Source organism: Hamadaea sp. (assembly GCF_013362815.1).
GTDB lineage: Bacteria > Actinomycetota > Actinomycetes > Mycobacteriales > Micromonosporaceae > Hamadaea.
The window spans coordinates 129,698-151,083 of sequence record NZ_JABFVK010000001.1 but is presented as its reverse complement, the minus strand read 5'-3'; the positions used below and the strand labels follow the sequence as shown (position 1 = coordinate 151,083).

Below are 21,386 nucleotides of genomic sequence, written 5' to 3'. Positions count from 1 at the left end.
ACAGTCAAGTCACATCGGCGTACGGCAGTCTAGTCTGGTCTGCGTGACTTATGGCGCGGCCCAGGCTCCCCTGCTCGCGGTGGTCGGCGGACCCACCGGCGCGGGGAAGTCGACGCTGCTCAACAGCCTGGTCAGGGCGCCCGTCAGCGCAGCCGGGGTGCTTCGCCCGACCACCCGCCAGCCGGTGCTGGTCTGCAATCCCCGCGACTGGGCGACGGTCGGCCGCCACGGCCTGCGTCCCATCTGCGCTCCGGTGATGCCCGAAGGGATCGCCCTCGTCGACGCGCCGGACACCGACTCGGTCGGCGAGGTCGACCGGGCCGCCGCGGATCGCGTGCTCGCCGCGGCCGACCTCTGGCTCTTCGTCACCACCGCGTCCCGGTATGCCGACGCCGCCGCCTGGGCTCGGCTGCGAGCCGCCCGGGAGCGGCAGATCGCGCTCGGGATCATCCTCGACCGGGTGCCCGCCGGTTTCGCGTACGACATCGTCGACCATATGCGGGAGCTGCTCGGGCCGCCCGAGCCGCCGCTGTTCCTGATCCCGGAGACCCGGCTCGACCGGCAGGGGATGCTGCCCGACGACTTGGTCGCGCCGCTGCGCGGCTGGCTGGCCGCGGTCGTGGCCGGGCAACCCGGCCCGCAAACCGCCGGGCAATCCGGCCCGCAAACCGCCGGGCAATCCGCGCCCGAAACAAGCCGCCAACCGGACACCAGCGGCCAGTCCGCGACGGTGGAGGCGCAGGCACAGGCGGAACCTGAGGCGGAAACCGCCGCGCCCACCTCGCCGGCGGGCGACCCCGCCGTTGCGGGCCCCGAAGGTGTGGTCCAATCCTCGACGTCTAACGGTCAGCCGAACGGGCGACCGGAACGGCCCGCGGCTGACGTTCCGCAGGGTTCAGACGTCGGGGAGACTGTCACACTATGAGCAGGAAGACCGCCCGGCTGATGCCGGATCGCGCGGGGGGCGCCCAACGGGCCGACGCACCGACTCCGTCGTCGGTGCACGCCAAGGTCGACACCCTCCGAGCCGTCCTCGACGCGGCCGGTCCCTACCTGCCCGGCGAGCGGCTGGCTGCCGCCCGGGCAGCGGCGGCCCGCGCGTCGGCCCGGCTGGAGCTGTCTCTCTCGCATACGACGGTGGCGTTGGCCGGCACGACGGGCAGCGGCAAGTCCAGCATGTTCAACGCCTTCACCTCCCTGGACCGGTCGCCGGTCGGGGTGCTGCGGCCGACCACTGCGGAGGCGTACGCCTGTGTCTGGGGCGATCGCGACGGCGGCGAGGCCCTGCTCGACTGGCTCGGAGTGCAGCCCCGGCGGCGTTTCACGCGGGAGTCGGCGCTGGACGGCGACGACGAAGTGGGCCTGCGTGGGATGGTGCTACTCGACCTGCCCGACGTCGACTCCATCCAGCCCGCCCACCGGGCCGAAGTGGACCGGCTGCTGGAACTGGTCGACGTCGTCGTCTGGGTGACCGACCCGCAGAAGTACTCCGATCTCGTGGTCCACGACGGGTACCTGCGCCGGCTCGCCACCAGCCGGGGCGGCTTCGTGGTGGCGCTGAACCAGACCGACCGGCTGCTCCCGGCGAACCTGCCGCAGGTCGCGGCGGATCTGCGGCGGCTGCTCGACGAGGGCGGCCTGACCGACGTTCCGCTCGTCGCCACCTCCGCGACCGATGAAGTACCCGGGCCGCCGGCCCGGCCGAGGTCCACCTTCCGCAAGCCCGATCCGGCCAAGACGCCGCTTGCGGCGACCGGGGCCGGGATTCCCGGTTTCGCGGGCATCCGGCAACTCCGGGAGCTGCTCGAACCGGCGGTCGCCGGTCGGCGGGCGGTGCTGGAGCGGCTCGAGGTCGACCTGGCGGTCGTCCTCGACGATCTCGGCGAGCTCTTCGCCGGAGCCGCCCCGGTCGTCAGCCCGTCCGTGCTGGCCGACGGCCTCCATCGGGCGGGCGGTTCCCGCGATCGGCTCGTCGAGGCGGCCGAGCAGTACGCGCAGCACGCCGCGTACGGGTTGCCGAAGGTCTGGTTCGAGGCGATCACGGAGGCCGCGACCCTGCGGGCCGCCGAGTTGCCCGCCGCCTTGGAACGCGCCTCGGAACGGGTCAACGCCTTCGACAAGGGCGGCGGCTGGCGGCGTGCAGTCGGCGCGGTGGTTCCGGGGCTCGGGCGCAAGGCGCAGGAGGAAAAGGACCGCCGGACGAAGGCCGAGTACGCCCGGGTCGCGGAGTCCTATGTGCTGGCTCCGGTGCGAGACGTCGTGACGGCGTACAGCGCGGGCCGGGCCGCCCTCATGGACCTCTAGCGCCGCACCGGCGAAGTGGACCTCTAGCGGCCGCACCCGCGAAATGGACCGGTAGGCCACCTTCGCGGACCTGTGCAGGTGGCCGTCAACCGGTACGGTGTGCCGCATGACCATGCCACCCCTCGCCCCGAGCTTCGCGGTGGAACCGGAGCGGCCTTCTCGTCCGTCCGTCGTGACCACTGCCGGATACTTGCTCTTCCTGCTCGCCGGGCTGCAACTGGTGAGCCTTCTCGTCAGCATCCCGACCTATCAGGCGATGCGCGACGTCTATCCCGAGGTCTACAAGGGCACGCCGCTGGAGGACTCCAGCGACATGCTCGCGACGGTCACCATGGTCGTCGGCATCGGTATCGCGGTGCTGATGATGGCCGCATACTTCACGCTGGGCGCGCTGGTCCTCAAGGGCAAGCAGCCGGCTCGCATCGTCACCTGGGTCGTGGTCGGCTTGCAGCTGTGCTGCTCCGGCGTCGGTGTCGCGGGCAGCGGCATCAACATGAACAACTTCGGCGGCGGCCAGAACGCCAACGGCGTCGACCCGGCCGAAGTGACCCGCAAGCTCGAGGCGGCTCTGCCCAGCTGGTCCCACGCGGTGTCGATCACGATGGCGGTGATCCAGCTGCTCACGGCGATCGCGATCATCGTCTTGCTGGCGCTGCCGGCGGCTCACCCGTTCTTCCGGAAGTTTGACCCGACCGCGGGTGCGACTACGCCGTACCCGAACTACCCGACGTATCCCACTACCTGACCTGCCGAAACGTCTGCGCCATCGCATCCCCTCGGGTTAGTTTCGTCCTGAACCGATCCGGGGGGATGAATCATGTCGAGTTACGGCCCGCCGGCGGCGCAGCCGGCCCGCAAAGCGCCCGCGGTCGTGGTCACCGCCGCGATCATTCTCGTCGTCCTGGGCGTCATCGGACTGATCAATACGATCGTCAGCTTCGCGTCGCTGGGGTCCACCGTCGACCGATTCCGGGTTCTGGCCCAGCAGATCGGCGTATCGGCGCAGAAGATCGACGACCAGGTCACCCAGCTGCGCATCCAGACGATTGCCGGTGCGGTGATCGGTCTTCTGATCGCACTCCTGTTGCTGGCGTTGGCATACTTTCTCGTCAAGGGCAGCAACGCGGCTCGGATCACCACCTGGGTGCTGTGCGGCATCGGCGCGCTGTGCGCGTGCTGCGGGGGTGTCGGGCTCATCTTCCTCAAGAACCTCGACCGGTTCTCCACCGAAGGCAACCAGCAGGACCAGGAACAGCTGGATCTGGCTCGCGCGATGGGCGACGCGGTGCCCGGCTGGCAGGTCGGCCTCGGTGGAACGGCCGCAGTTCTCCAGTTGCTCGGTTACCTCGCGGTAGCCATACTTCTCGCGATGCCCGCGGCGAACGCCTTCTTCCGCAAGGTCGCCCCCAGCTGGCAGCCGCCCACCGCGTAAGGACGGACGCCATGGCACCGACCGCTCTCATCACTGGTGCCACGGCCGGCATCGGCGCGGCGTTCGCGCGGGACCGCGCGGCCGCGGGCATGGACCTCATTCTGATCGCGCGGGACGGTGCGCGGCTCGACGCCTTCTGCGCCGAGCTTTCGCAAGAGCATGGGGTACGCACAACGGCGGTTCCGGCCGACCTGACCAAGCCGGAGGGGCTGGCGGCGGTTGAGCAGGTGCTCACGACGCAGCCGATCGACCTTCTCGTGAACAATGCCGGACTCGGACTCAACAAGTCGTTCCTCAAGTCCGATGTAGAGGATGAACTCCATCTGCTGAACCTGAACATCGTCGCAGTGATGCGTCTCACTCATTCCGTGCTGCCGAAGATGGTGGAACGCGGAAAAGGCGCGATCGTCAACGTCTCCTCGGTCGCCGGATTCGCCGCGACAATGCCGGGTTCGACGTATCCGGCCAGCAAAGCATGGGTGACGAGCTTCAGTGAGGCGGTCGGAATGCTCGTCAAACACCGGGGCGTACGCGTGATGGCGTTGTGCCCGGGCTTCACGCGTACCGAATTCCACGAGCGCGCCGGGATCGCGGCGCATCAGATGCCGGGCTTCGTCTGGCTGCGCGCCACCGACGTCGTCCGGCAGGGAATGCGTGACCTGCGTAAAGGCAAACTCGTCAGTGTTCCGAGCATGCGCTACAAGGTCGCCGTCGGCGCTCTGAAGATCACGCCACGGGCCGTGTTGCACCGCATCATGCCGCGTGGCGCGAAGAGCATGGGCCGGACTGTCGGTGACTCCCAGTAAGACTCCCAGGTAGCATGCGGTACAGTCGGCAGCATGTCGGATCGCGAAGACCTCCGTAAATTCATCACTGACCTAGCAGTGGTGCATGGACGGGTGATCCTCTCGTCTGGGGCGGAGGCCGACTACTACCTCGATCTGCGCCGCATCGCTTTGCACCACGCGAGTGCGCCGCTGGTGGGGCGGGTTCTGCTCGACCTCGTCGCCGACTGGGAATACGACGCCGTCGGGGGTCTGACCCTCGGCGCCGACCCGGTCGCGGCGGCGATGATGCATGCCAGCGCCACAACGGATCGGCCGGTCGACGCGTTCGTCGTACGCAAGGCCGGCAAAGCCCACGGTCTGCAGCGCCGGATCGAGGGACCAGACGTCGCCGGCCGCAAGGTCGTCGCTGTGGAGGACACCTCGACTACGGGGAGTAGCGTTCTCACCGCTGTCGACGCCTTGCGGGAGGCCGGTGCCGACGTGATCGGCGTTGCGGTTATTGTCGATCGAGGCGCCGGCGATGCGGTTCGAGCAGCTGGTCTGCCGTACCGCGCCGCTTTCACCCTGTCCGACCTCGGATTGAGTCGGTAGCACATCTTTAGACTTGGACCTGCTAATATGCAGACAAGTCAATTGTTCACTTGGAAGGATGGAGTAAGTGGGAACTGCCCTGGTGGATAACCCATTGCCCCCCGTCTCGCCGCTCGCCGGTGAGCCCATCGAGAAGGCGGACGCGGAGCGCCTCGCCGGGGTCCTCAAGGCTCTGGCCGACCCGGCCCGCCTGCGCCTGCTCAGCCTCATCCAGTCCGCTCCGGAGGGTGAGGCCTGCGTCTGCGACCTGACCGCTCCGCTCGGTCTGTCCCAGCCCACTGTGAGCCACCACCTGCGGATCCTGACCGAGGCCGGTCTGCTCAACCGGGACAAGCGCGGTGTCTGGGCTTACTACAGCCTGGTTCCGTCGGCGATCGCCACCGTGGCCGAGCTGCTGACGCCGCCCCGCAAGCGTGCCACGAAGAAGGCCCGCTGAACTTCGTCGGTGAATCGCGCAAACGATTCCGACGAACTACGGCATCACCGAAGGGAGCGCCTGCGAGCGAGGCGCTCCCTTCGTCATATTCTCTTCGCCTCTTCCGCTCGGTCACCGCGCCGATATCCGGGTGTTGCGCGAAATTCATTCGCCTCTAAGCTGTGGACTTCGAGCGCGACCGGTCTCCCCACCGGCACCGATGGAGCCGGTCCGGTCCGCGACGAGGTGAGAGATGGCAGGGCGGCATCGCCCTCGGCGTGGACCGGGGCAGCTCACCCTGGCGGTAGCCGGAGCCACCGTGCTCCTGCTGGGCCTGGGCATACTCGTGAAAAATGTGGCGGCGGACGCGGACGGGTGCGGGACCAGCACCGGTACGCGGCTGGTCGTCGCGGCTGATCCGGCGATCGCTCCAGCGCTCATCGAGATCGCCAATTCGTGGCAGCAGACGGCGGCCAAGGAAGTCTCCTCGTGTGTCAGCGTCGAGGTGCAGCCTCGGTCCTCCGCGGAGATGGCCAACGGGCTGGGTACGTATTCCGGTGGCACGGTGGACATCGGGACCAGTCCGGTGCCCACGCCGACCGAGTCCGACCTGCCCGCCGTGTGGATTCCCGACTCGACGGCCTGGCTCGGCCGCGTACGCGCGATCGACCGGGACGCCTTCGATCTGAACACGCCGTCGGTGGCGATCAGCCCGGTCGTGGTCGGCATGCCCGAGGCGCTCGCCCGGCAGCTCGGCAGTACGGCGTTGGACGCCCGCGCGATGGGCGCGATCCTCGCCGACGGCAAGGTGAAGCTCGGGATGACCGATCCGCGCCGAGACACCGCCAGCCTCGCGGGCGCGATGCTCCTCAAGGACGTCGTCGTCACCCAGGACGCCGATCTGCCCAAACTCGTCGGCGCCTTCCGTTTGCGGGTCAACACCGACAAGGCGTACGCGGACACGAAGGACGTCTTCGCCGGATTCGCGACCGGTCTCGGCGCGGCGCCGGTGAGCGAGCAGTCGGTGATCCAGTACAACGCGGGCAATCCGGCCGTGAAGGTAGCCGCGGTCCCGCTCGCGGTCGAACCCACATTGGACTTCCCGTACGCGATCCTGGCGCAGAAGTCGCCGAAGGTGAAGGCGGCGGCCGAGGCGTTCCGGTCGGCGCTCAGCGGCGAGGCGTACGCCGATGTGCTGGGCCGGCACGGCCTGCGTACGCCGTCGGGGGCGGCCGGTCCGGGGTTCACGGTCGGGCACGGGGTCACTGCGTCGCAGGCGCACGTGCAGCCCGTGACCGACATGACCTCCGTACGCACGGTGCTCAGCATCTGGGTGGCGGCCAAGACGCCGTCGAAGGTGATCACGCTGGCCGACGTGACGTCGTCGATGAGCCTGCCGTTGAACGCGTCGGGGAAGACCCGGCTGAAGCTGATGCAGGAGTCGGCCACCCATGGACTGACGCTGTTCACCTCGGACAGTCAGCTGGCCCTGTGGGGCTTCGCCGGCCGAGGTACGCAGCCCCTCGTCCCGATGGGCACACTGGACAAGACTCAGCGCCAGAAATTGGACCAGACCATGCAAGCGGCGCAGTTGGCCGCCACCGACGAATGTCCCCTGTTCGAGGCACTGCTTTCGGCGTACAAGTCATTGAAAGCCGCATATGACCCGGAGCGTTCGAACACGATCGTGGTCTTCACCGACGGCAAGAGCAACCTGACCGGTGGCCTGACGCTGGCGAAGCTGAAGCTGGAGCTTGAGGCGCTGGTCGACGTGGCGCGGCCGATCCGCGTGATCCTGCTGGGCATCGGCTCCGCGGACCTGGGCGAACTGACGCAGATCGCGGAGATCACCGGCGGCGGCGCGTTCCCGTTGACCGCGGCCGGGCAGCTGGACCAGATCTTCCTGAAGGCGCTGCTGGCGTGACCCGGTGGCCGGGGGAGACCCCGGCCACCGGTGACCTCAGCGCTGGAGTACGAGGTCGGGATGCGCGGCCGCGAACTCGGCGAGGGTCCCGGCCCCGAGGGCCACGAGTAGCGCCTTGCCGTCGGGCGCGAGGCCTTCGCCGCCGTTTGCCCCGCCCACGTAAGTGTTCGCGAGCGACATCGGCACGACATCGGCCGCGGTCAGGCCGCTCAATTGAGCCGCGAGCGTGACAGCAGTGACGTCGCGCAGGTCGAGCTGCAGACCTTTGACCTCGAGCAGGTTCGCGAGCCGGCCGGCGTCGGTAAGCACGTTGAGTTTCGTGACCTTCTCTGCTACGCCGAGGAGCACCCGCTGCTGATTGCGGTCGCGGTCGTAGCCGCCGTTCGGCAGCCCGTACCGGGTACGCATCAGAAGCAGCGCATCTGCTCCGTTCAGGGTGTGGCAGCCGGCGGTGAGCGTCTTGTCGCCCGGCTCGGCCTTCTGCGTCAACCGCAAGCTGATGGTCTTCGGCACGCACACCTGAACGCCGCCGAGGGCGTCGACGATCTGCTTGACCGAGCTGTATTCCAGGACCGCGCCGCCGTCGAAGGCCACGCCGGTGAGCCGTTGGAGGGTCCGCTCCGCAAGCTCGAGTCCGCCGCGCCACCCCGCTCCGTTCATCGATCCGTAGTAGAACGCGGCATTCATCTTGTCGCGTCCACCCTTGAAGCCGCTCGGCGCGTACGCCGGCATCTCCACGACGAGATCACGCTCGACCGAGATCGTGTACGCCTTTCGCCGGTCGGCGGGGATGTGGACGATCAGGATGGTGTCGCTGCGCGACGTGTTCGCCTCCCAGGCCGCCCGCTTGTCCGAGCCGAGAATGAGAAGGTTCAGGTCCCTCTTCGGGGCCGAACTCGTCGCGGCGGCGGCGACGTTCGCCACGTCGGACGGGGTGACGCCGGCCCGATTGGCCAGCCAGATCGGCACAGCGATCGCCAGCGCCACCACGGCGGCGAGGCCGCCGGTGAGCGTACGCGTCCGGCGGCGCCGACGTCGGCGTACCTCCTGATCGATCGACTCTTGCAATTCGTGCACGTCAGGTGCCTCCGCTTCGTGGCGGGCGAACGCGGCCCGGATGTCCTCCTCGTTCACCGTGATCCTCCTGAGACGAGACCCGGGGTGATCCGGGTGCGGAGTGTGGCGAGAGCCTTCGAGATGTAGCCCCGCGCGGTGCCGACGGTGCAGCCGAGCGCCTCGGCGATCTGCGCGTCCGGCAGATCCTCGTAGAACCGCAAGACCAGGGCGGCCCGCTGCTGGCGAGGCAACCGCGCCAAGGCCTGCCAGACGAGATCCCGGTCCGCCGCGCCTTCGGCGAGATCCGCCGATACGCGTACCTCGGCGCCGGCGTCCGACCGCACCAGGACGCGTCGCCACCAGGAGCCGCGACGCCAGTCGACATACAAGTTGATCATCATGCGCTTGACGTAGCCCTCCGGCGAATCGGCCCGGCTGACCTTCCGCCAGTGCAGTTGGGCTCGCACCATGGTTTCTTGCACGAGATCCTGAGCGGTGTGGGTGTCGCCGGTCAGCACCATGGCATATCGGGCAAGTGATGCCAGACGGGTCGCGGCGAACTCCTCGTAGGTCACATCCACCTCCTCCGCCTCTCTAGACGTGCGTCACACCGCGAAAGCTTGCCCGGTACCCTTGGTCGGCGTGAAGACGAGTGAGAGCGTGCAGGCGGCCGGAGAGTCCATGGGATTCAATCCGCTCAATCCGATGGACTACCTGGAGTGGATGGGGCCGAGCTGGGCTCTCGTCGGCGTACTGGCGATCATCTTCGCCGAGACCGGCCTGATGGTGGGGTTCTTCTTCCCCGGCGACTCGCTGCTGTTCCTGACCGGCGTGGCTGCCTCGTCCGCTGCGCCCCAGGTGATCGGCTGGCAGATCCCGATCGTTCCGTTGCTGATCTTCGCCCCGCTGTGCGCCATCGCGGGCGCGCAGTTCGGGCACTTCCTCGGCGCGCGGTACGGGCGCAAGATGTTCGACAAGCCGGACTCGAAGCTCTTCAAGCGGGAGTACGTCGAGAAGGCCGAGCACTACTTCCAGAAGTTCGGCCCGCGTAAGGCGATCGTGCTCGCTCGCTTCATCCCGATCGTGCGGACGTTCATGAACCCGGTCGCCGGTGTCCTGGAGGTCCCGGCCCGGCAGTTCTTCATCTGGAACTGCGTCGGCGCGATCCTCTGGACCGACGGCATCCTGCTGGCCGCCTACTTCTTCGCTCAGGAGATCATCGACGCCATCGGTGGGCCGGACAAGATCGACAAGTACATCCTGCCGTTCGTCTTCCTCATCATCTTGATCTCCCTCATCCCGGTCTTCATCGAGATGTGGCGGGCTCGCCAGGAGAAGAAGCGCAACCGGCAGCGCGGCAAGCACGAGCGCATCGCCGCCTGACGAGCGTTCTTCGGCCCGGCTGCATGCGGCTGAGCTGCATGCGAGATACTCCAGATAACGAAGGACAGCGCGGTCCCCGCAGTTCAGCACAGGCCCGCCGGGGAGCCCTAGCGCGAGCCGCCAGGAGTGCAGTCAAGGAGCAGCAGAGATGCCTATTGCCTCACCCGAGATCTACGCCGAGATGCTCGATCGCGCCAAGGCCGGCGCCTTCGCGTACCCGGCGATCAACGTGACGTCTTCCCAGACCCTCAACGCGGCGATCCGGGGCTTCGCCGAGGCGGAGAGCGACGGCATCATCCAGGTCTCCACCGGTGGCGGTGAGTACCTGTCGGGCCCGACGGTCAAGAACATGGTGACCGGCTCGGTCGCGCTGGCCGCCTTCGCCCACGAGGTCGCCAAGAACTACGGCGTGAACATCGCGCTGCACACCGACCACTGCCCGAAGGACAAGCTCGACAAGTTCGTCCGGCCGCTGCTGGCGATCTCGACCGAGCGGGTCCAGAAGGGCGAGAACCCGCTGTTCCAGTCGCACATGTGGGACGGCTCGGCGGTCCCGCTGGCCGAGAACCTCGAGATCGCCGAGGAGCTGCTCGCCCTGACGGCCGCCGCGAAGGTGGTCCTCGAGGTCGAGATCGGCGTGGTCGGCGGCGAGGAGGACGGCGTCGTCGGCGCGATCGACGAGAAGCTGTACACCACGATCGAGGACGGTCTGGCCACCGCCGCCGCGCTCGGCCTCGGTGAGAAGGGCCGCTACATGGCGGCGCTCACCTTCGGCAACGTGCACGGCGTCTACAAGCCGGGCAACGTGAAGCTGCGGCCGGAGATTCTCAAGGAGATCCAGGACGCGGTCGGCGCGAAGTACGGCAAGGAGAAGCCGTTCGACCTGGTCTTCCACGGCGGCTCGGGTTCCCTTGCGCAGGAGATCAGCGACGCGGTGGACTACGGCGTGGTGAAGATGAACATCGACACCGACACGCAGTACGCCTTCACCCGCCCGGTCGTGGACCACATGTTCAAGAACTACGACGGCGTCCTGAAGGTCGAGGGCGAGGTCGGCAACAAGAAGCTCTACGACCCGCGCTCGTGGGGCAAGTCGGCCGAGGCCGGCCTGTCCGCCCGCGTCGTCGAGGCCTGCCAGCAGCTCCGCTCGGTCGGGACCTCGCTCGGCAAGTGATTGCTTGATCGTTGTATAACGGGGGCCGCGCCGTCAGGCGTGCGCCCCCGTTTTTTATGCCCGATTGGGTAGGATCGTCCGGTCCATTGTCACTGCGGTCTGTCGTTTGGGGAAGGTCGGTCGTGCTGGGTATCGAGGGATACGAGCCGATCTGGCATCACGACGCCCAGGCGCTGGCGGCCGCTCACCGGGCCCGGTTCCAGCAGATCATCGGCCAGCCGCTGGTCGGCTCGTGGCTGATGTGGGATCTCGACGCGCACGCCTGGTTCACCAGCGGCCCGGTCGTTCTCGGCTTCCCCGACGCGAACATCGAGATCACTCATCGCAAGTTCGACGAGTGCGCGATCAGTTGGGACACCATCGACATGCAGGCTCCGCTCGACTGGCCGGGTCTGCGGCTCGACTGGTGGAGCGACACCCACCCGACCGTCGTCGAGGCGCGGGGACGGGAACTGCGCGGGGTGAACCTCATCGAACGGGTGATGCCGGCCCACTGGCGGCCGACCGCTCTGCACTCGGTGGAACTGCTCTTCGACGGCGTACGCCTCGAGCTGTTCAACGCGATGGACGAGAACGGAATCTCCGGCGAGCCCGAGGTCGTCCTCCCGGTCGGCCGCTGGACCCGGATCCCGATCGCCTAGTTCGCCGTCTCCAACTGGCCCCGGGCCAGGGCGAACTGGTCCTTCACCGTCGTCGCCTTCACCCCGAAGAACTCGACGAACGCATAGGACCCGGAGTCGACCCAGACGCACTCGGCCACCGTCCCGCCGGAGACCGTCGAGTCGCCGCAGGCCGCCCGGCCGCCGAGTGGTCCCGGGGCGATCTCGACGAGCTTGAGGCCCTTGCGCTGACTCTCCAGGGCCGCCGTGACGGTGGCGAACAGGTGGTCGGGATCGACGACGTCGCCCTGCACGGCCAGCACGAACACCAGGTTCTTCTTGGCGAACGTCCCGTAGTAGGTGGCGAGGACCTGGCTGGTGGTGGCCTCGGCGGCGCGCTGGGTCGCGGCGGCCTTCTCGGCCGAGTCCAGCAACGTCTTGTCGGTCGTCTTCGCTCGCCCGAGCAGAGTCTTCGGCAGGCGTATCACGACCGAACGCGTGGACCGAGCGCTCGGCGAAGTGGAACTGGACGGCGTCGTCGTCACATCGAGCCCGGTCGGCTCACCCGACCGGGCATCGCGGCGGGCGAGCAGTGCTCCCGCACCCGCGCCGAGGCAGCTGAGCAGTACGACGACGAGCGGCAACCCGATCCACAGCAGCAGCCGGGAACGGGAGGCGGGCTCGGGGGTCGTCACGGGGGCGAGCATACCCATCGCGTGCGACCCCTAGCCGCGCCTTGTGCGTTGGCGGCAGATCAGGGTTCGCGGTCGAATCTTGCACCAAGATTCGACCCGGAACCCTGATCTGGTGCAGAAAAGGGCGCCGTGCCTCAGGTGAGCAGGAGGGCGGCGGCCTCGTCGACGTCGTCGGTGATGTGGATGAGATCACTGAGATCGCCGAGCGGCGATGAGCGCAAGAGCGGCGCGAGCAGTGATCTCACCGGCAGTTCCTCGGTCCAGAATCGGCGGCCGAGGAACACATACGGCCCGGACGGGCTGACGGTTCCGTAGAACGTCATCGTCGTGGCTTGGAAGACTTCCTGGACCGTGCCGGCTCGCCCCGGCGCGAAGACGATCCCGCCGCGCGACAGCTTGAGGATCACCTCCTCACGGGCGGCGTTGCTGAAGAGCTTGGCGATCCGCGCGGCGAACAGATTGGCCGGCTCGTGGCCGAAGAACCAGGTCGGGATGGCCAGCCCGCCGGCCCGTTCCCAGCTCGCCGACGGCGGTGGGGCGTACTTGTCGCGTACGCGTAACGCAGCCGCGGTGTAGTCCTGAGTGTCATGGAAGTCGGGGTGACCTGCGAGGTCGTCGATCGCCGCGCTCAGTTCCTCCGGCGACCGCCCGGCGAGGTACGCCCCCAGATTGGCCGCTTCCATGACGCCGGGCCCGCCACCGGTGAGTACCAGACGGCCGGCCTGGGCCAACCGCCACGCCAGCGCCGCGGCGTCCCGATATCCCGGTGAGCCCCGATGCTCGGCGTGACCGCCCATGATCCCGACGACGCTCGCCGCACCGTGCCGGTCGATCCACTCGGCCGACACTCCGGCCAGCGCGTTCTCGATGCCGTGGTCGTGGATGCGCTGAGCGAGCGCCTCGCGGAGATCCGGGTTCGCGCCACCCCGATCGAGGTAGTGGCGGTAGACGACGGTGTCGTACATCGCGTCGAACCCGCCCGCGGCGAAGCCTGCCGCCAGTTCCTCGGGCGTGTACAACTGCGACGGCTGCGTCGGGAACGGCGTATCCGGGAAGACCGGCACGACGTGCGCGCCACGCTGGATCAGCGCCAGAACTTGGCGATCAGCCAGCGCACAGCCGACGAAGAGTGCGTCCGCGACGTCGACCTCGGTCAGGTCTACTTCTTTGAGGTCCAGTCCCTGAACCGTCAGCCGGGACAGCGTCCCTCGGTCGAGGTGAAGCCGAAGCTCCTCGTAGGACTCGATCTCGTCCGGGCTGTGGTCGATCGGGGTGATGACCTCGGATCGTGGCGTCGGTGACACGCGCCGAATCCTAGCCTTTCCGTGCACACGCGGTACGCACGTCCTCGCACAGCCGGTACACACGTCCTCGAACCCCGTGTACGCACGGACGAGGCCCGGCGGTGAACCGCCGGGCCTCGCTTACCGGGTCCTGGGGAGGCTCCGGACCTCCAGTTATACGCGACTTGAGCAATGAGGAGTACCGGCCGCTCGCGGGACGTGTCGCTCATCCGAACGCGTGGCCCGGTCGCGCCGAACGGGGACGGTCCCGGCCACGGCCGCAGGCCACAGGGGTAGGTTGGAGATCATGCAAAACCTCCTGCCCGAGCCGCCGGCCACGTTGCTGCCCGCCGATCCGGCCGTCGCCGATCTCGCCGCCGACCTCGATCCGGCCGCCGTCGCCGCCGCGCATCCGGCCTCGTCGGCCGCCTGGGCCGCGCTCGCCGCCCGGGCACTGGCAGAAGGCGAGTCGGTCACCGGCTACGCCTTCGCGCGTACCGGGTATCACCGGGGTCTCGACCAGCTTCGCAAGTCCGGCTGGCGTGGCTCGGGCCCGGTTCCGTGGTCGCACGAGCCCAACCGCGGCTTCCTGCGCTGCCTTCACCTGCTGGCCGTGGCGGCCGACGCCATCGGCGAGGCCGACGAGGCCGCCCGCTGCGCCCAATTCCTGCGCGACTGCGATCCGGCCGCCGCCGACGCCCTCGCGGGCTAAAGTTCAGCTGCCTTCAACGCGATGTCCGTGCGGAACTGCATGCCGTCCAGCTTGATCTGATCAACCAAGTGGTACGCGTTGAGCCGTGCCTCGGCAAGGTCACGTCCGGTCGCAGTGCACGCCAGCACTCGGCCACCCGTGGCGGTCAGTGCTCCGTCGCGTACCCCTGTGCCTGCATGAAAGACCCCGGCGGCCTCGGCACCGGTGATCACGTCGCCCAGCCGGGGCGCGGCCGGGTAGCCCGCGGCCGCGACCACGACGGTGACGGCGCTGTCGGCGGACCAGGACAACGGCGGATGCGCGGCGAGTGCGCCGGTCGCGGCGGCCAGCAGCAGACCGGCCAGCGGGGTCTCGAGCAGGCTGAGCACGACCTGGGTCTCCGGGTCGCCGAACCGCGCGTTGAATTCGATGACCTTGGGGCCGGACTTGGTGATCGCCAGGCCGACGTAGAGCAGGCCGCTGAACGGCGTGCCCCGGCGACGCATCTCGGCGAGCGTCGGCTCGACCACGGTACGCATGACGGTCGGGACCAGATCGGCCTCGGCCCACGGCAACGGTGTGTACGCACCCATGCCGCCGGTGTTGGGGCCGGTGTCGCCGTCGCCGATGCGCTTGAAATCCTGCGCGGGCAGCAACGGGATCGCCGCCTCGCCGTCGGTCACCACGAACAGGGAGACCTCCGGGCCGTCGAGGTACTCCTCGATGACGACCCGGCCGCACTCCCGGGCATGCGCTTCCGCTACGGCCCGGTCGTCTGTGACGACGACGCCCTTACCCGCGGCAAGACCGTCATTCTTCACGACGTACGGGGCTTCGAACCGGTCGAGCGCCGCTTGGATCTGCTCCTCGGATTCGGCCGTGATCGCGCCCGCTGTCGGTACGGCCGCCGCGAGCATGACCTCCTTGGCGAACGTCTTCGAGCCCTCCAACTGGGCCGCTTGCTTCGACGGACCGAACGTCGGGATCCCGCGCTCCCGTACGGCGTCCGCCACCCCGGCGACGAGCGGCGCTTCCGGGCCGATCACCACGAGATCGGCCAGCTCGCGTACGGCCAGCTCGGCGACCGCCGTCGGATCCAGCGGATCCACCTCGGCCAACCGGGCCACCTGGGCGATCCCCGGATTGCCGGGCGCCGCCACCACCTCAGTGACCTCGGCATCCTTGGCGAGAGCAGCCGCCAGGGCGTGCTCGCGCCCCCCAGTCCCGATCACGAGTACGCGCATTCCCCGACCCTACCGGGGGCGCTCCGCACCCCCTCCGTTCACCCACCCACCTCACACCCCCTTTCCGCGGGCCCCGCCCTTTCCGCGGGCCCTGCCCTTTCCGCGGGCCCTGCCCTTTCCGCGGGCCCTGCCCTTTCCGCGGGCCCTGCCCTTTCCGCGCGATCATGAACTATCGGGCGTGATCGATCGGCGTGTCGTGTCCGGAGCGCCTTGATCAATCCCCGGCGAGCCTGATCGACTGACGTTCACAGGAATCGACGAATCATTGACGGCAGTCGGTCGCCGTCAAGCGTGTCCTGCCAGGTGAAGCGGACGACGGTGTAACCGAGAGCAGCCAGTTCGTTCTGTCGTTCACGGTCGCGGTAGAGCGCCTCCGGACGGTCGTGGAATTCGGCACCATCGGCCTCGGCGATCAGTCGCGAACGCTGCCACAGCATGTCCGCCCGGGCGGCGATGCTGCCGTCGGGCCGGCAGATCGTGGCCTGCAGTTCGTCCGGGGGCAGCCCGGCGTCTACGCATACAAGACGACCTCGGGTCTCCAATGGTGATTCGGAGCGCCAGTCGGCCAAACCGATCCAGGTACGCGATATAGCTGCGTTGCGCCGGCCGCGTATTAGTCCTTCTACCAGGGGAAGATCGTCGGGAGCCAAGAGACTCTGAAACAGCGCCGAGTCCAGGGCCGACACCGCGCTCATTCGATCGACGTACAGGAGCAGGTCGGCGACAGTGCGGACCACGGTTGTAGTGAGCATTCCATCGACCATGGTGAGATCGACCGGTCGAAGTACGAACTGGTGTGGGACAACCTGACGGTGGCACATCCGGCGGGGCACCGCAGCGTTGCCAGGCAAGGACAGATGGATTCGATCGGTGTCTCGTAAGCCTTTGATTCCGTGCAGTTCGGCCGCGTCGTGCAGCACGACGGCAGCCTGACTGCCGGCGCCGAGTTGTGCTGCACGGGCGAGGACCCGGCTCTGAAACGGCTCCGGCTGTAGATCCGCGTCGAGTAGATAGACGCCGCGGGCTAGCCGTGCCCAGAACTTGCTGCGTACGAGCTTCTTCACGTCGTCCGGGGTATAGCCCGCAGCCGCACACTGGCGCATCGTCACTAGGCCCTGTTGTGTCGCTGCGATTTGTTGGAGCGCGATGGGATCTCTCACATCGGGCGATGTTTCTCCCCGTCGAGCGGGCCCGGCTATCCCTGTGGATAAACCGGGTCGTCCGCCGTTGAAAGGCCAGGTCAACGGGCCTGTGGACAACGAAGCCAACCGGGCGTTGTCGATCACCTGCTTCGGGAGTCGATCAGGGTGCAACGGCCACGACACGCCGATCGATCACGCCCGATAGTTCATGATCGCGCGGAGAGCGCGGAGAGCGCGGAGAGCGCGGAGAGGGCTGGGTCCGCGCGGACGGGAAAGGGTCCGCGCGGACAGGGCGGGATCAGGACAGGAGGTCGTGGCGGATGATGTTCGCGTCGCGACCGGGTCCCACGCCGATCATCGAGATACGCGTACCGCAGAGCTCTTCCAGCCGAAGGATGTAGGACTGAGCGTTGGCCGGCAGCTCATCGAACGAACGCATCGAAGAGATGTCCTCCCACCACCCGGGCAGGTTCTCGTAGATCGGAGTGGCGTGGTGGAAGTCGGTCTGCGTCATCGGGATGTCCTCGACGCGCTTGCCGTCGATTTCGTAGCCGACGCAGACGGGCACCTCGTCCAGGCCACTCAGGATGTCGAGTTTGGTGACGACGAGGTCGGTGACTCCGTTGAGGCGGACGGCGTACCGGGCGAGGACGGCGTCGAACCAGCCGGTACGCCGCGGGCGGCCGGTGGTGGTGCCGTACTCCTGGCCGAGTTTGCGGATGCGCTCGCCGACCTCGTCGTGCAGTTCGGTCGGGAACGGGCCGGAGCCCACCCGGGTCAGGTACGCCTTGGCCACCGCGATGACCCGGTTGAGCCGGGTCGGCGGGATGCCGGTGCCGACGCAGGCCCCGGCGGCGATCGGGTTGGACGACGTGACGAACGGGTAGGTCCCGTGGTCGAGGTCGAGCATGGTGGCCTGGGCGCCCTCCATGAAGACCGTGTCGCCGCGGTCGAGCGCCTCCCAGAGGACCGACCGGGTGTCGGTGATCCACGGGCCCATGCGCTCGGCGTACCCGAGGTATTCGGCGTAGACGGCGTCCACGTCGATCGCCTTGCGGTTGTAGACCTTGACCAGGACCTGGTTCTTCTCACGCAGGACCAGTTCCAGCTTCTTGCGGAGGATGCCGGGGTCGAGGAGGTCCTGGGCCCGGATGCCCATGCGGGATACCTTGTCGCCGTACGCCGGTCCGATGCCCCGTCCGGTGGTGCCGATCCGGCCGGAGCCGAGGTAGCGCTCGACGACGCGGTCGAGGGCGCGGTGATGCGGCATGATCAGGTGCGCGTCGGCCGAGATGAGCAGGCGCTCGCAGTCGATGCCCCGTTCGGTGAGCCCGTCGACCTCGGCGAGCAGCACCTTCGGGTCGATCACCACGCCGTTGCCGATGACGATCTGGGCGGACGGCGAAAGCACCCCGGAGGGCATCAGGTGGAGGGCGTACTTCTGGCCGTCCGGCGTGACGATGGTGTGTCCGGCGTTGTTGCCGCCGGAGTACCGGACGACGTACTGAACACGGTCGCCGAGCAGGTCGGTAACCTTGCCTTTGCCCTCGTCGCCCCATTGCGCGCCGATCAGCACTATCGCTGGCATCGCTGTCGCCTCCTCGGCGATATGGTCGTCCCCGTGCGGCGGCGACGCCGCCGGAGTGCGGCCGGTACCCAGGTGAGACGCGATCGCGCCTACCCGGGGTGTCAGGCTAACAAGTCGATCAGGATCGGCGCGCGAAGGTGCGTCATCGCCCACGAAGGAGAGCGCCGTCGTGTATGACGTGGTCATCCTCACGCTGGAGGAGCCCCCCTCGGGCTGCGGCGGCGACTGCGGCGCCTGCGGCCACGACGCCGAGGCCCCCCGGCAAAGGACGCCCGTGCTGCACTGCGCCGACGCGCTGAAGCAGGCCGGTGCCCGGGTGGAGGCCGTCACGGCGTACCACGACGAGCAGATCGACGAGGTGCTCGCCCGCTTCGACGCGCCTGAGCAGGCCGACGGCGTACGCCGGCCCGACCCGGACACCAAGGTGCGCCTGATCGTGGCGGTGACGTCGGATTCCCAACTCCGGCACGTGGTCCGGCGGATGGTGCGCCGGTACGCCCCGCCGCCGTCGAAGCGCCCGGAGAACCTTCCCGCCGACCGGACTGTGCCCGATCTACCTGCTCTCGGCGTACTGCCGCTTGCTGCTGATGCCGGTGAAGACCTTGCCGCGCGTCTCGGCCTGGCGCGACAGCCCGCCGAGGTCGCGAGAGCGGTGCTCGCGGACCGGGTGCGGCGGCTGGACCTGCTGCGCCAGGACGGCGGATCGGTGGTGATCGACGGCGTGCTGCTGGGCGCGGCCGATCAAACCGGCCGGTCGGTGCCGTTCCGCGGCCGGATCGAGGTCGACGACCTGGTGCTGACCGATGGCGCGGACGACGTCTTGGCCTGCGCGGTGACCGTCGCGGACGGTTACGCGCGGCTCGACGGCATCGACCTGGTCGCCACACCGGATCCGACGGACGGCGTCGTCGAGGTCGGCATCGCGGTCCCCGCGCTGGTCAAGCGCCGGTTCGGCCGCGACACGCATCGGGTCGAGGTCCGCCGGGCTCGGGGCCGCGCGGTCTCCATCGCACCGCGGCTGGCCGCCGAGGAGACGCTGCCGTTCGTGGAAGACGGCGTGACCGGCGAGCTCACCCGCAAGCGCTCGTGGTGGATCGAGCGCCAGGCCTGGGCCGTGTACAGCTAGTCGCGAATTGATCACGAGGGGTGGCAACCCTCGCAAGGATCGCTACCCTTGCCTGCGTGGATGACGAATTCTGGCCCGAGGACGAGGTCGACGGTGCTGCGGCGCCGCGCCCCGGCGTCGGGTCCGTCTCCTCATCATCATCAACTGGTACGCCGAAAGCAGCGCACCGGGCTCCGCGACCTGATGGGGCCTGGCCCGGTCCAGCTCAGGCGGCCGAGGCCGGCAGTGGCCCGATGGCGGCGGCCCTAGGTTCGCAGCCTTCTCCCAGTCCGGTTGTGCAGCCGGCACCGGTCGACCCCGAACCTGAGCTCGACGAGCCGACGATCTACGCCCCGCCATCAGCGGAGGGGACGGTCGCGCGAGCCGGAGTGCCGGTCGCCTTGCCACAGCGCACGAAGCCGACGCTGCCCACGCAGTACGTGCCGCCGATGCCCGGGGACCTCCCGCAGGCGCCGGAGTCCGCGTGGGCCCAGCCGCCCTCGTCGCAGTACCCGATGGTGGGCCGGGGCGAGGTCGCCGAGGCGGACTCGCCGGCGCGGCCGCAGATCCAGCCGCTGCACGGCGTACCGCATCAGGTTCCGCCGGCGCCGATGCCGCTTCCGACCGCTGCACCACCTTCGTCCTTCGAGCCACCGGCGTCTTCTGTGCCTCCTTCGGCGTCCGCGCCTCCTTCGGCGTCCGCGCCTCCTTCGGCGTCCGCGCCTCCTTCGGCGTCCGCGCCTCCTTCGGCGTCCGCGCCACCTTCGGCGTCCGCGCCGCCTGAGGTTTACGCGCCTTCTGGGGCCGCCGTACCGCCGGTCGAGCCGCCTGCTTACTGGCCGCAGCCGCCTGCCGAGGAGCCGGTTCATCACTACGACGCCGATCTTCCGGTGCTAGACGGGTCAGCGGACTCGGTGCCGGACCCCGGCCCGTCATTTCACTCGCCCTCGTCCGAGTCCTCGACCGGGTGGACTGCCGATCATCCGCCCCAGGAGCCCTACCAACTCGGCCCGCACCAGCTGCCCGGCCCCGCCGTACGCCCGATCACGGCCGAGGAGTTCGCCCGGCGGCGGGCCGAACGGCGACCCCAGCCGCAGGCCGAACGCGGTCTCCAGGGCGCGCTGCGAAAGTCGACGTTCGGCCTGATCAACCCGGCTCCCGGTCGCCGGGAGCAGGAGCAGCACGCCGACATCGACCTCATCCGGCGCAACTTCGGCGGGCTCCGGCAGATCACCGTGGTCAACCCGAAGGGCGGCGCGGGCAAGACGGTCGCGGTGTTGATGCTGGCGATGACGTTCGGCCAGCGCCGCGGCGGTTACGTGCTCGCCTGGGACAACAACGAGACCCAGGGCACCCTCGGCATGCGGGCCCAGCAGGACTTCCATTCGCGTACGGTGCGGGACCTGCTGCGGGACCTGCATCTGTTCCAAGGCGCTCAGGGCCGGGTCGGCGACCTCTCGCACTACGTACGCGCCCAGGGCGAAGGCATGTTCGAGGTGCTCGCCTCGGACGAGTCGGCGACCGCGGGCGAAATGCTGACCGAGCTCGCCTTCGGCGACATTCGCGACGTGGTCAGCCGGTTCTACAAGATCATCGTGGTGGACACCGGCAACAACGTACGCGCGCCGAACTGGCAGGCTGCCGTCGACGCCACGGATCAGCTGGTGGTGACGCTGTCCGCCCGCAACGACTCCGCCGAGACCGCCGCGCGCATGCTCGACCACCTGGAACAGACCGGCCGCGTACGCACAGTGCGGCAGGCCGTGACGGTCCTGTCCATGCCACCGAGCCACCGCGAACTCGACGTGCCCGGCATCGAACGCCACTTCGCCTCGCGTACGCGTGCGGTGTTGCGTGTGCCGTACGAGCGGATCATCGACGCCGGCGAGCCGATCGCGTACAACCGGCTGTCGACCGCGACTGCGGACGCGTGGCTGAAGGTAGCCGCCGCCGTAGCCTCCGGCCTCTGACT

At 68.7% G+C, this 21,386-nt stretch carries 21 protein-coding genes; 14 read left to right on the top strand and 7 right to left on the bottom strand.

The window, feature by feature from the left end; translation table 11 throughout:
* The first annotated feature begins 43 nt into the window (after positions 1 to 43).
* The 8 genes from HOV77_RS00775 (at position 44) to HOV77_RS00740 (ending at position 7,454) form a co-directional block, all read left to right on the top strand.
* Positions 44 to 925 carry a GTPase gene (locus HOV77_RS00775; protein WP_290855975.1) on the top strand — a complete coding sequence of 294 codons (882 nt, stop codon included), beginning with the start codon at positions 44 to 46 and terminating at the stop codon, positions 923 to 925.
* Positions 922 to 2,304, top strand: a complete 1,383-nt coding sequence (locus tag HOV77_RS00770) for an ABC transporter (protein ID WP_290855973.1) — start codon at positions 922 to 924, stop codon at positions 2,302 to 2,304. Before HOV77_RS00775 ends, HOV77_RS00770 begins: the two co-directional genes overlap by 4 nt.
* Before the next feature lie 106 nt (positions 2,305 to 2,410).
* Positions 2,411 to 3,049 carry a hypothetical protein gene (locus tag HOV77_RS00765; RefSeq protein ID WP_290855971.1) on the top strand — a complete coding sequence of 213 codons (639 nt, stop codon included), beginning with the start codon at positions 2,411 to 2,413 and terminating at the stop codon, positions 3,047 to 3,049.
* Positions 3,050 to 3,121: 72 nt separating this feature from the next.
* A complete protein-coding gene (locus tag HOV77_RS00760; RefSeq protein ID WP_290855968.1) occupies positions 3,122 to 3,736 on the top strand; it encodes a hypothetical protein in 615 nt (204 codons plus the stop codon).
* 11 nt (positions 3,737 to 3,747) lie between these two features.
* Positions 3,748 to 4,542 carry an SDR family oxidoreductase gene (locus HOV77_RS00755; RefSeq protein ID WP_290855963.1) on the top strand — a complete coding sequence of 265 codons (795 nt, stop codon included), beginning with the start codon at positions 3,748 to 3,750 and terminating at the stop codon, positions 4,540 to 4,542.
* Between the two features lie 33 nt (positions 4,543 to 4,575).
* Positions 4,576 to 5,115, top strand: a complete 540-nt coding sequence (gene pyrE / locus HOV77_RS00750; protein ID WP_290855957.1) for an orotate phosphoribosyltransferase — start codon at positions 4,576 to 4,578, stop codon at positions 5,113 to 5,115.
* A gap of 67 nt (positions 5,116 to 5,182) precedes the next feature.
* On the top strand, positions 5,183 to 5,551 hold the full coding sequence (locus tag HOV77_RS00745; RefSeq protein ID WP_253758988.1) for a metalloregulator ArsR/SmtB family transcription factor: 369 nt from the start codon (positions 5,183 to 5,185) through the stop codon (positions 5,549 to 5,551).
* Between the two features lie 232 nt (positions 5,552 to 5,783).
* Positions 5,784 to 7,454, top strand: coding sequence for a substrate-binding and VWA domain-containing protein (locus HOV77_RS00740; RefSeq protein ID WP_290855953.1), 1,671 nt, complete (start codon positions 5,784 to 5,786; stop codon positions 7,452 to 7,454).
* 36 nt (positions 7,455 to 7,490) lie between these two features.
* Here HOV77_RS00740 and HOV77_RS00735 read toward each other — a convergent pair whose 3' ends face one another.
* Positions 7,491 to 8,588, bottom strand: a complete 1,098-nt coding sequence (locus tag HOV77_RS00735; protein WP_290855951.1) for an LCP family protein — start codon at positions 8,586 to 8,588, stop codon at positions 7,491 to 7,493.
* A complete protein-coding gene (locus HOV77_RS00730) occupies positions 8,585 to 9,091 on the bottom strand; it encodes a SigE family RNA polymerase sigma factor (RefSeq protein WP_290855949.1) in 507 nt (168 codons plus the stop codon). The genes HOV77_RS00735 and HOV77_RS00730 overlap by 4 nt, the downstream gene beginning before the upstream one ends.
* Before the next feature lie 100 nt (positions 9,092 to 9,191).
* On the opposite strand from HOV77_RS00730, the gene HOV77_RS00725 reads away from it, so the two are divergent.
* From HOV77_RS00725 to HOV77_RS00715, 3 genes are all read left to right on the top strand, one after another.
* On the top strand, positions 9,192 to 9,893 hold the full coding sequence (locus tag HOV77_RS00725) for a VTT domain-containing protein (RefSeq protein ID WP_290856162.1): 702 nt from the start codon (positions 9,192 to 9,194) through the stop codon (positions 9,891 to 9,893).
* Positions 9,894 to 10,041: 148 nt separating this feature from the next.
* The gene (gene fbaA, locus HOV77_RS00720) at positions 10,042 to 11,067 is read left to right on the top strand and encodes a class II fructose-bisphosphate aldolase (protein ID WP_290855946.1); all 1,026 of its coding nucleotides are present in this window, start codon (positions 10,042 to 10,044) and stop codon (positions 11,065 to 11,067) included.
* A gap of 122 nt (positions 11,068 to 11,189) precedes the next feature.
* Positions 11,190 to 11,708: a hypothetical protein gene (locus tag HOV77_RS00715; protein ID WP_290855943.1), complete on the top strand. Its 519-nt coding sequence runs from the start codon at positions 11,190 to 11,192 to the stop codon at positions 11,706 to 11,708.
* Here the strand turns inward: HOV77_RS00715 and HOV77_RS00710 are convergent.
* On the bottom strand, positions 11,705 to 12,361 hold the full coding sequence (locus tag HOV77_RS00710; protein ID WP_290855938.1) for a hypothetical protein: 657 nt from the start codon (positions 12,359 to 12,361) through the stop codon (positions 11,705 to 11,707). The genes HOV77_RS00715 and HOV77_RS00710 overlap by 4 nt on opposite strands.
* Before the next feature lie 134 nt (positions 12,362 to 12,495).
* Positions 12,496 to 13,665, bottom strand: a complete 1,170-nt coding sequence (locus tag HOV77_RS00705; RefSeq protein ID WP_290855933.1) for a hypothetical protein — start codon at positions 13,663 to 13,665, stop codon at positions 12,496 to 12,498.
* A gap of 286 nt (positions 13,666 to 13,951) precedes the next feature.
* On the opposite strand from HOV77_RS00705, the gene HOV77_RS00700 reads away from it, so the two are divergent.
* Positions 13,952 to 14,356, top strand: coding sequence for a DUF3151 domain-containing protein (locus tag HOV77_RS00700; RefSeq protein ID WP_290855931.1), 405 nt, complete (start codon positions 13,952 to 13,954; stop codon positions 14,354 to 14,356).
* Here the strand turns inward: HOV77_RS00700 and purD are convergent.
* The 3 genes from purD to HOV77_RS00685 form a co-directional block, all read right to left on the bottom strand.
* On the bottom strand, positions 14,353 to 15,579 hold the full coding sequence (gene purD, locus HOV77_RS00695; RefSeq protein WP_290855928.1) for a phosphoribosylamine--glycine ligase: 1,227 nt from the start codon (positions 15,577 to 15,579) through the stop codon (positions 14,353 to 14,355). The two genes, HOV77_RS00700 and purD, sit on opposite strands and share 4 nt — an antisense overlap.
* Before the next feature lie 245 nt (positions 15,580 to 15,824).
* Positions 15,825 to 16,739 (bottom strand): type IV toxin-antitoxin system AbiEi family antitoxin domain-containing protein, encoded by a 915-nt coding sequence (locus tag HOV77_RS00690; protein ID WP_290855926.1) that lies wholly within the window; start codon positions 16,737 to 16,739, stop codon positions 15,825 to 15,827.
* Positions 16,740 to 17,019: 280 nt separating this feature from the next.
* Positions 17,020 to 18,309, bottom strand: coding sequence for an adenylosuccinate synthase (locus tag HOV77_RS00685; RefSeq protein WP_290855923.1), 1,290 nt, complete (start codon positions 18,307 to 18,309; stop codon positions 17,020 to 17,022).
* 169 nt (positions 18,310 to 18,478) lie between these two features.
* Here HOV77_RS00685 and HOV77_RS00680 point away from each other — a divergent pair, with 169 nt between their 5' ends.
* Both HOV77_RS00680 and HOV77_RS00675 read left to right on the top strand, forming a co-directional pair.
* A complete protein-coding gene (locus HOV77_RS00680; protein WP_290855921.1) occupies positions 18,479 to 19,435 on the top strand; it encodes a hypothetical protein in 957 nt (318 codons plus the stop codon).
* A 56-nt stretch (positions 19,436 to 19,491) separates the two neighbouring features.
* On the top strand, positions 19,492 to 21,384 hold the full coding sequence (locus HOV77_RS00675; protein WP_290855919.1) for a chromosome partitioning protein: 1,893 nt from the start codon (positions 19,492 to 19,494) through the stop codon (positions 21,382 to 21,384).
* The last annotated feature ends 2 nt before the right edge of the window (positions 21,385 to 21,386 follow it).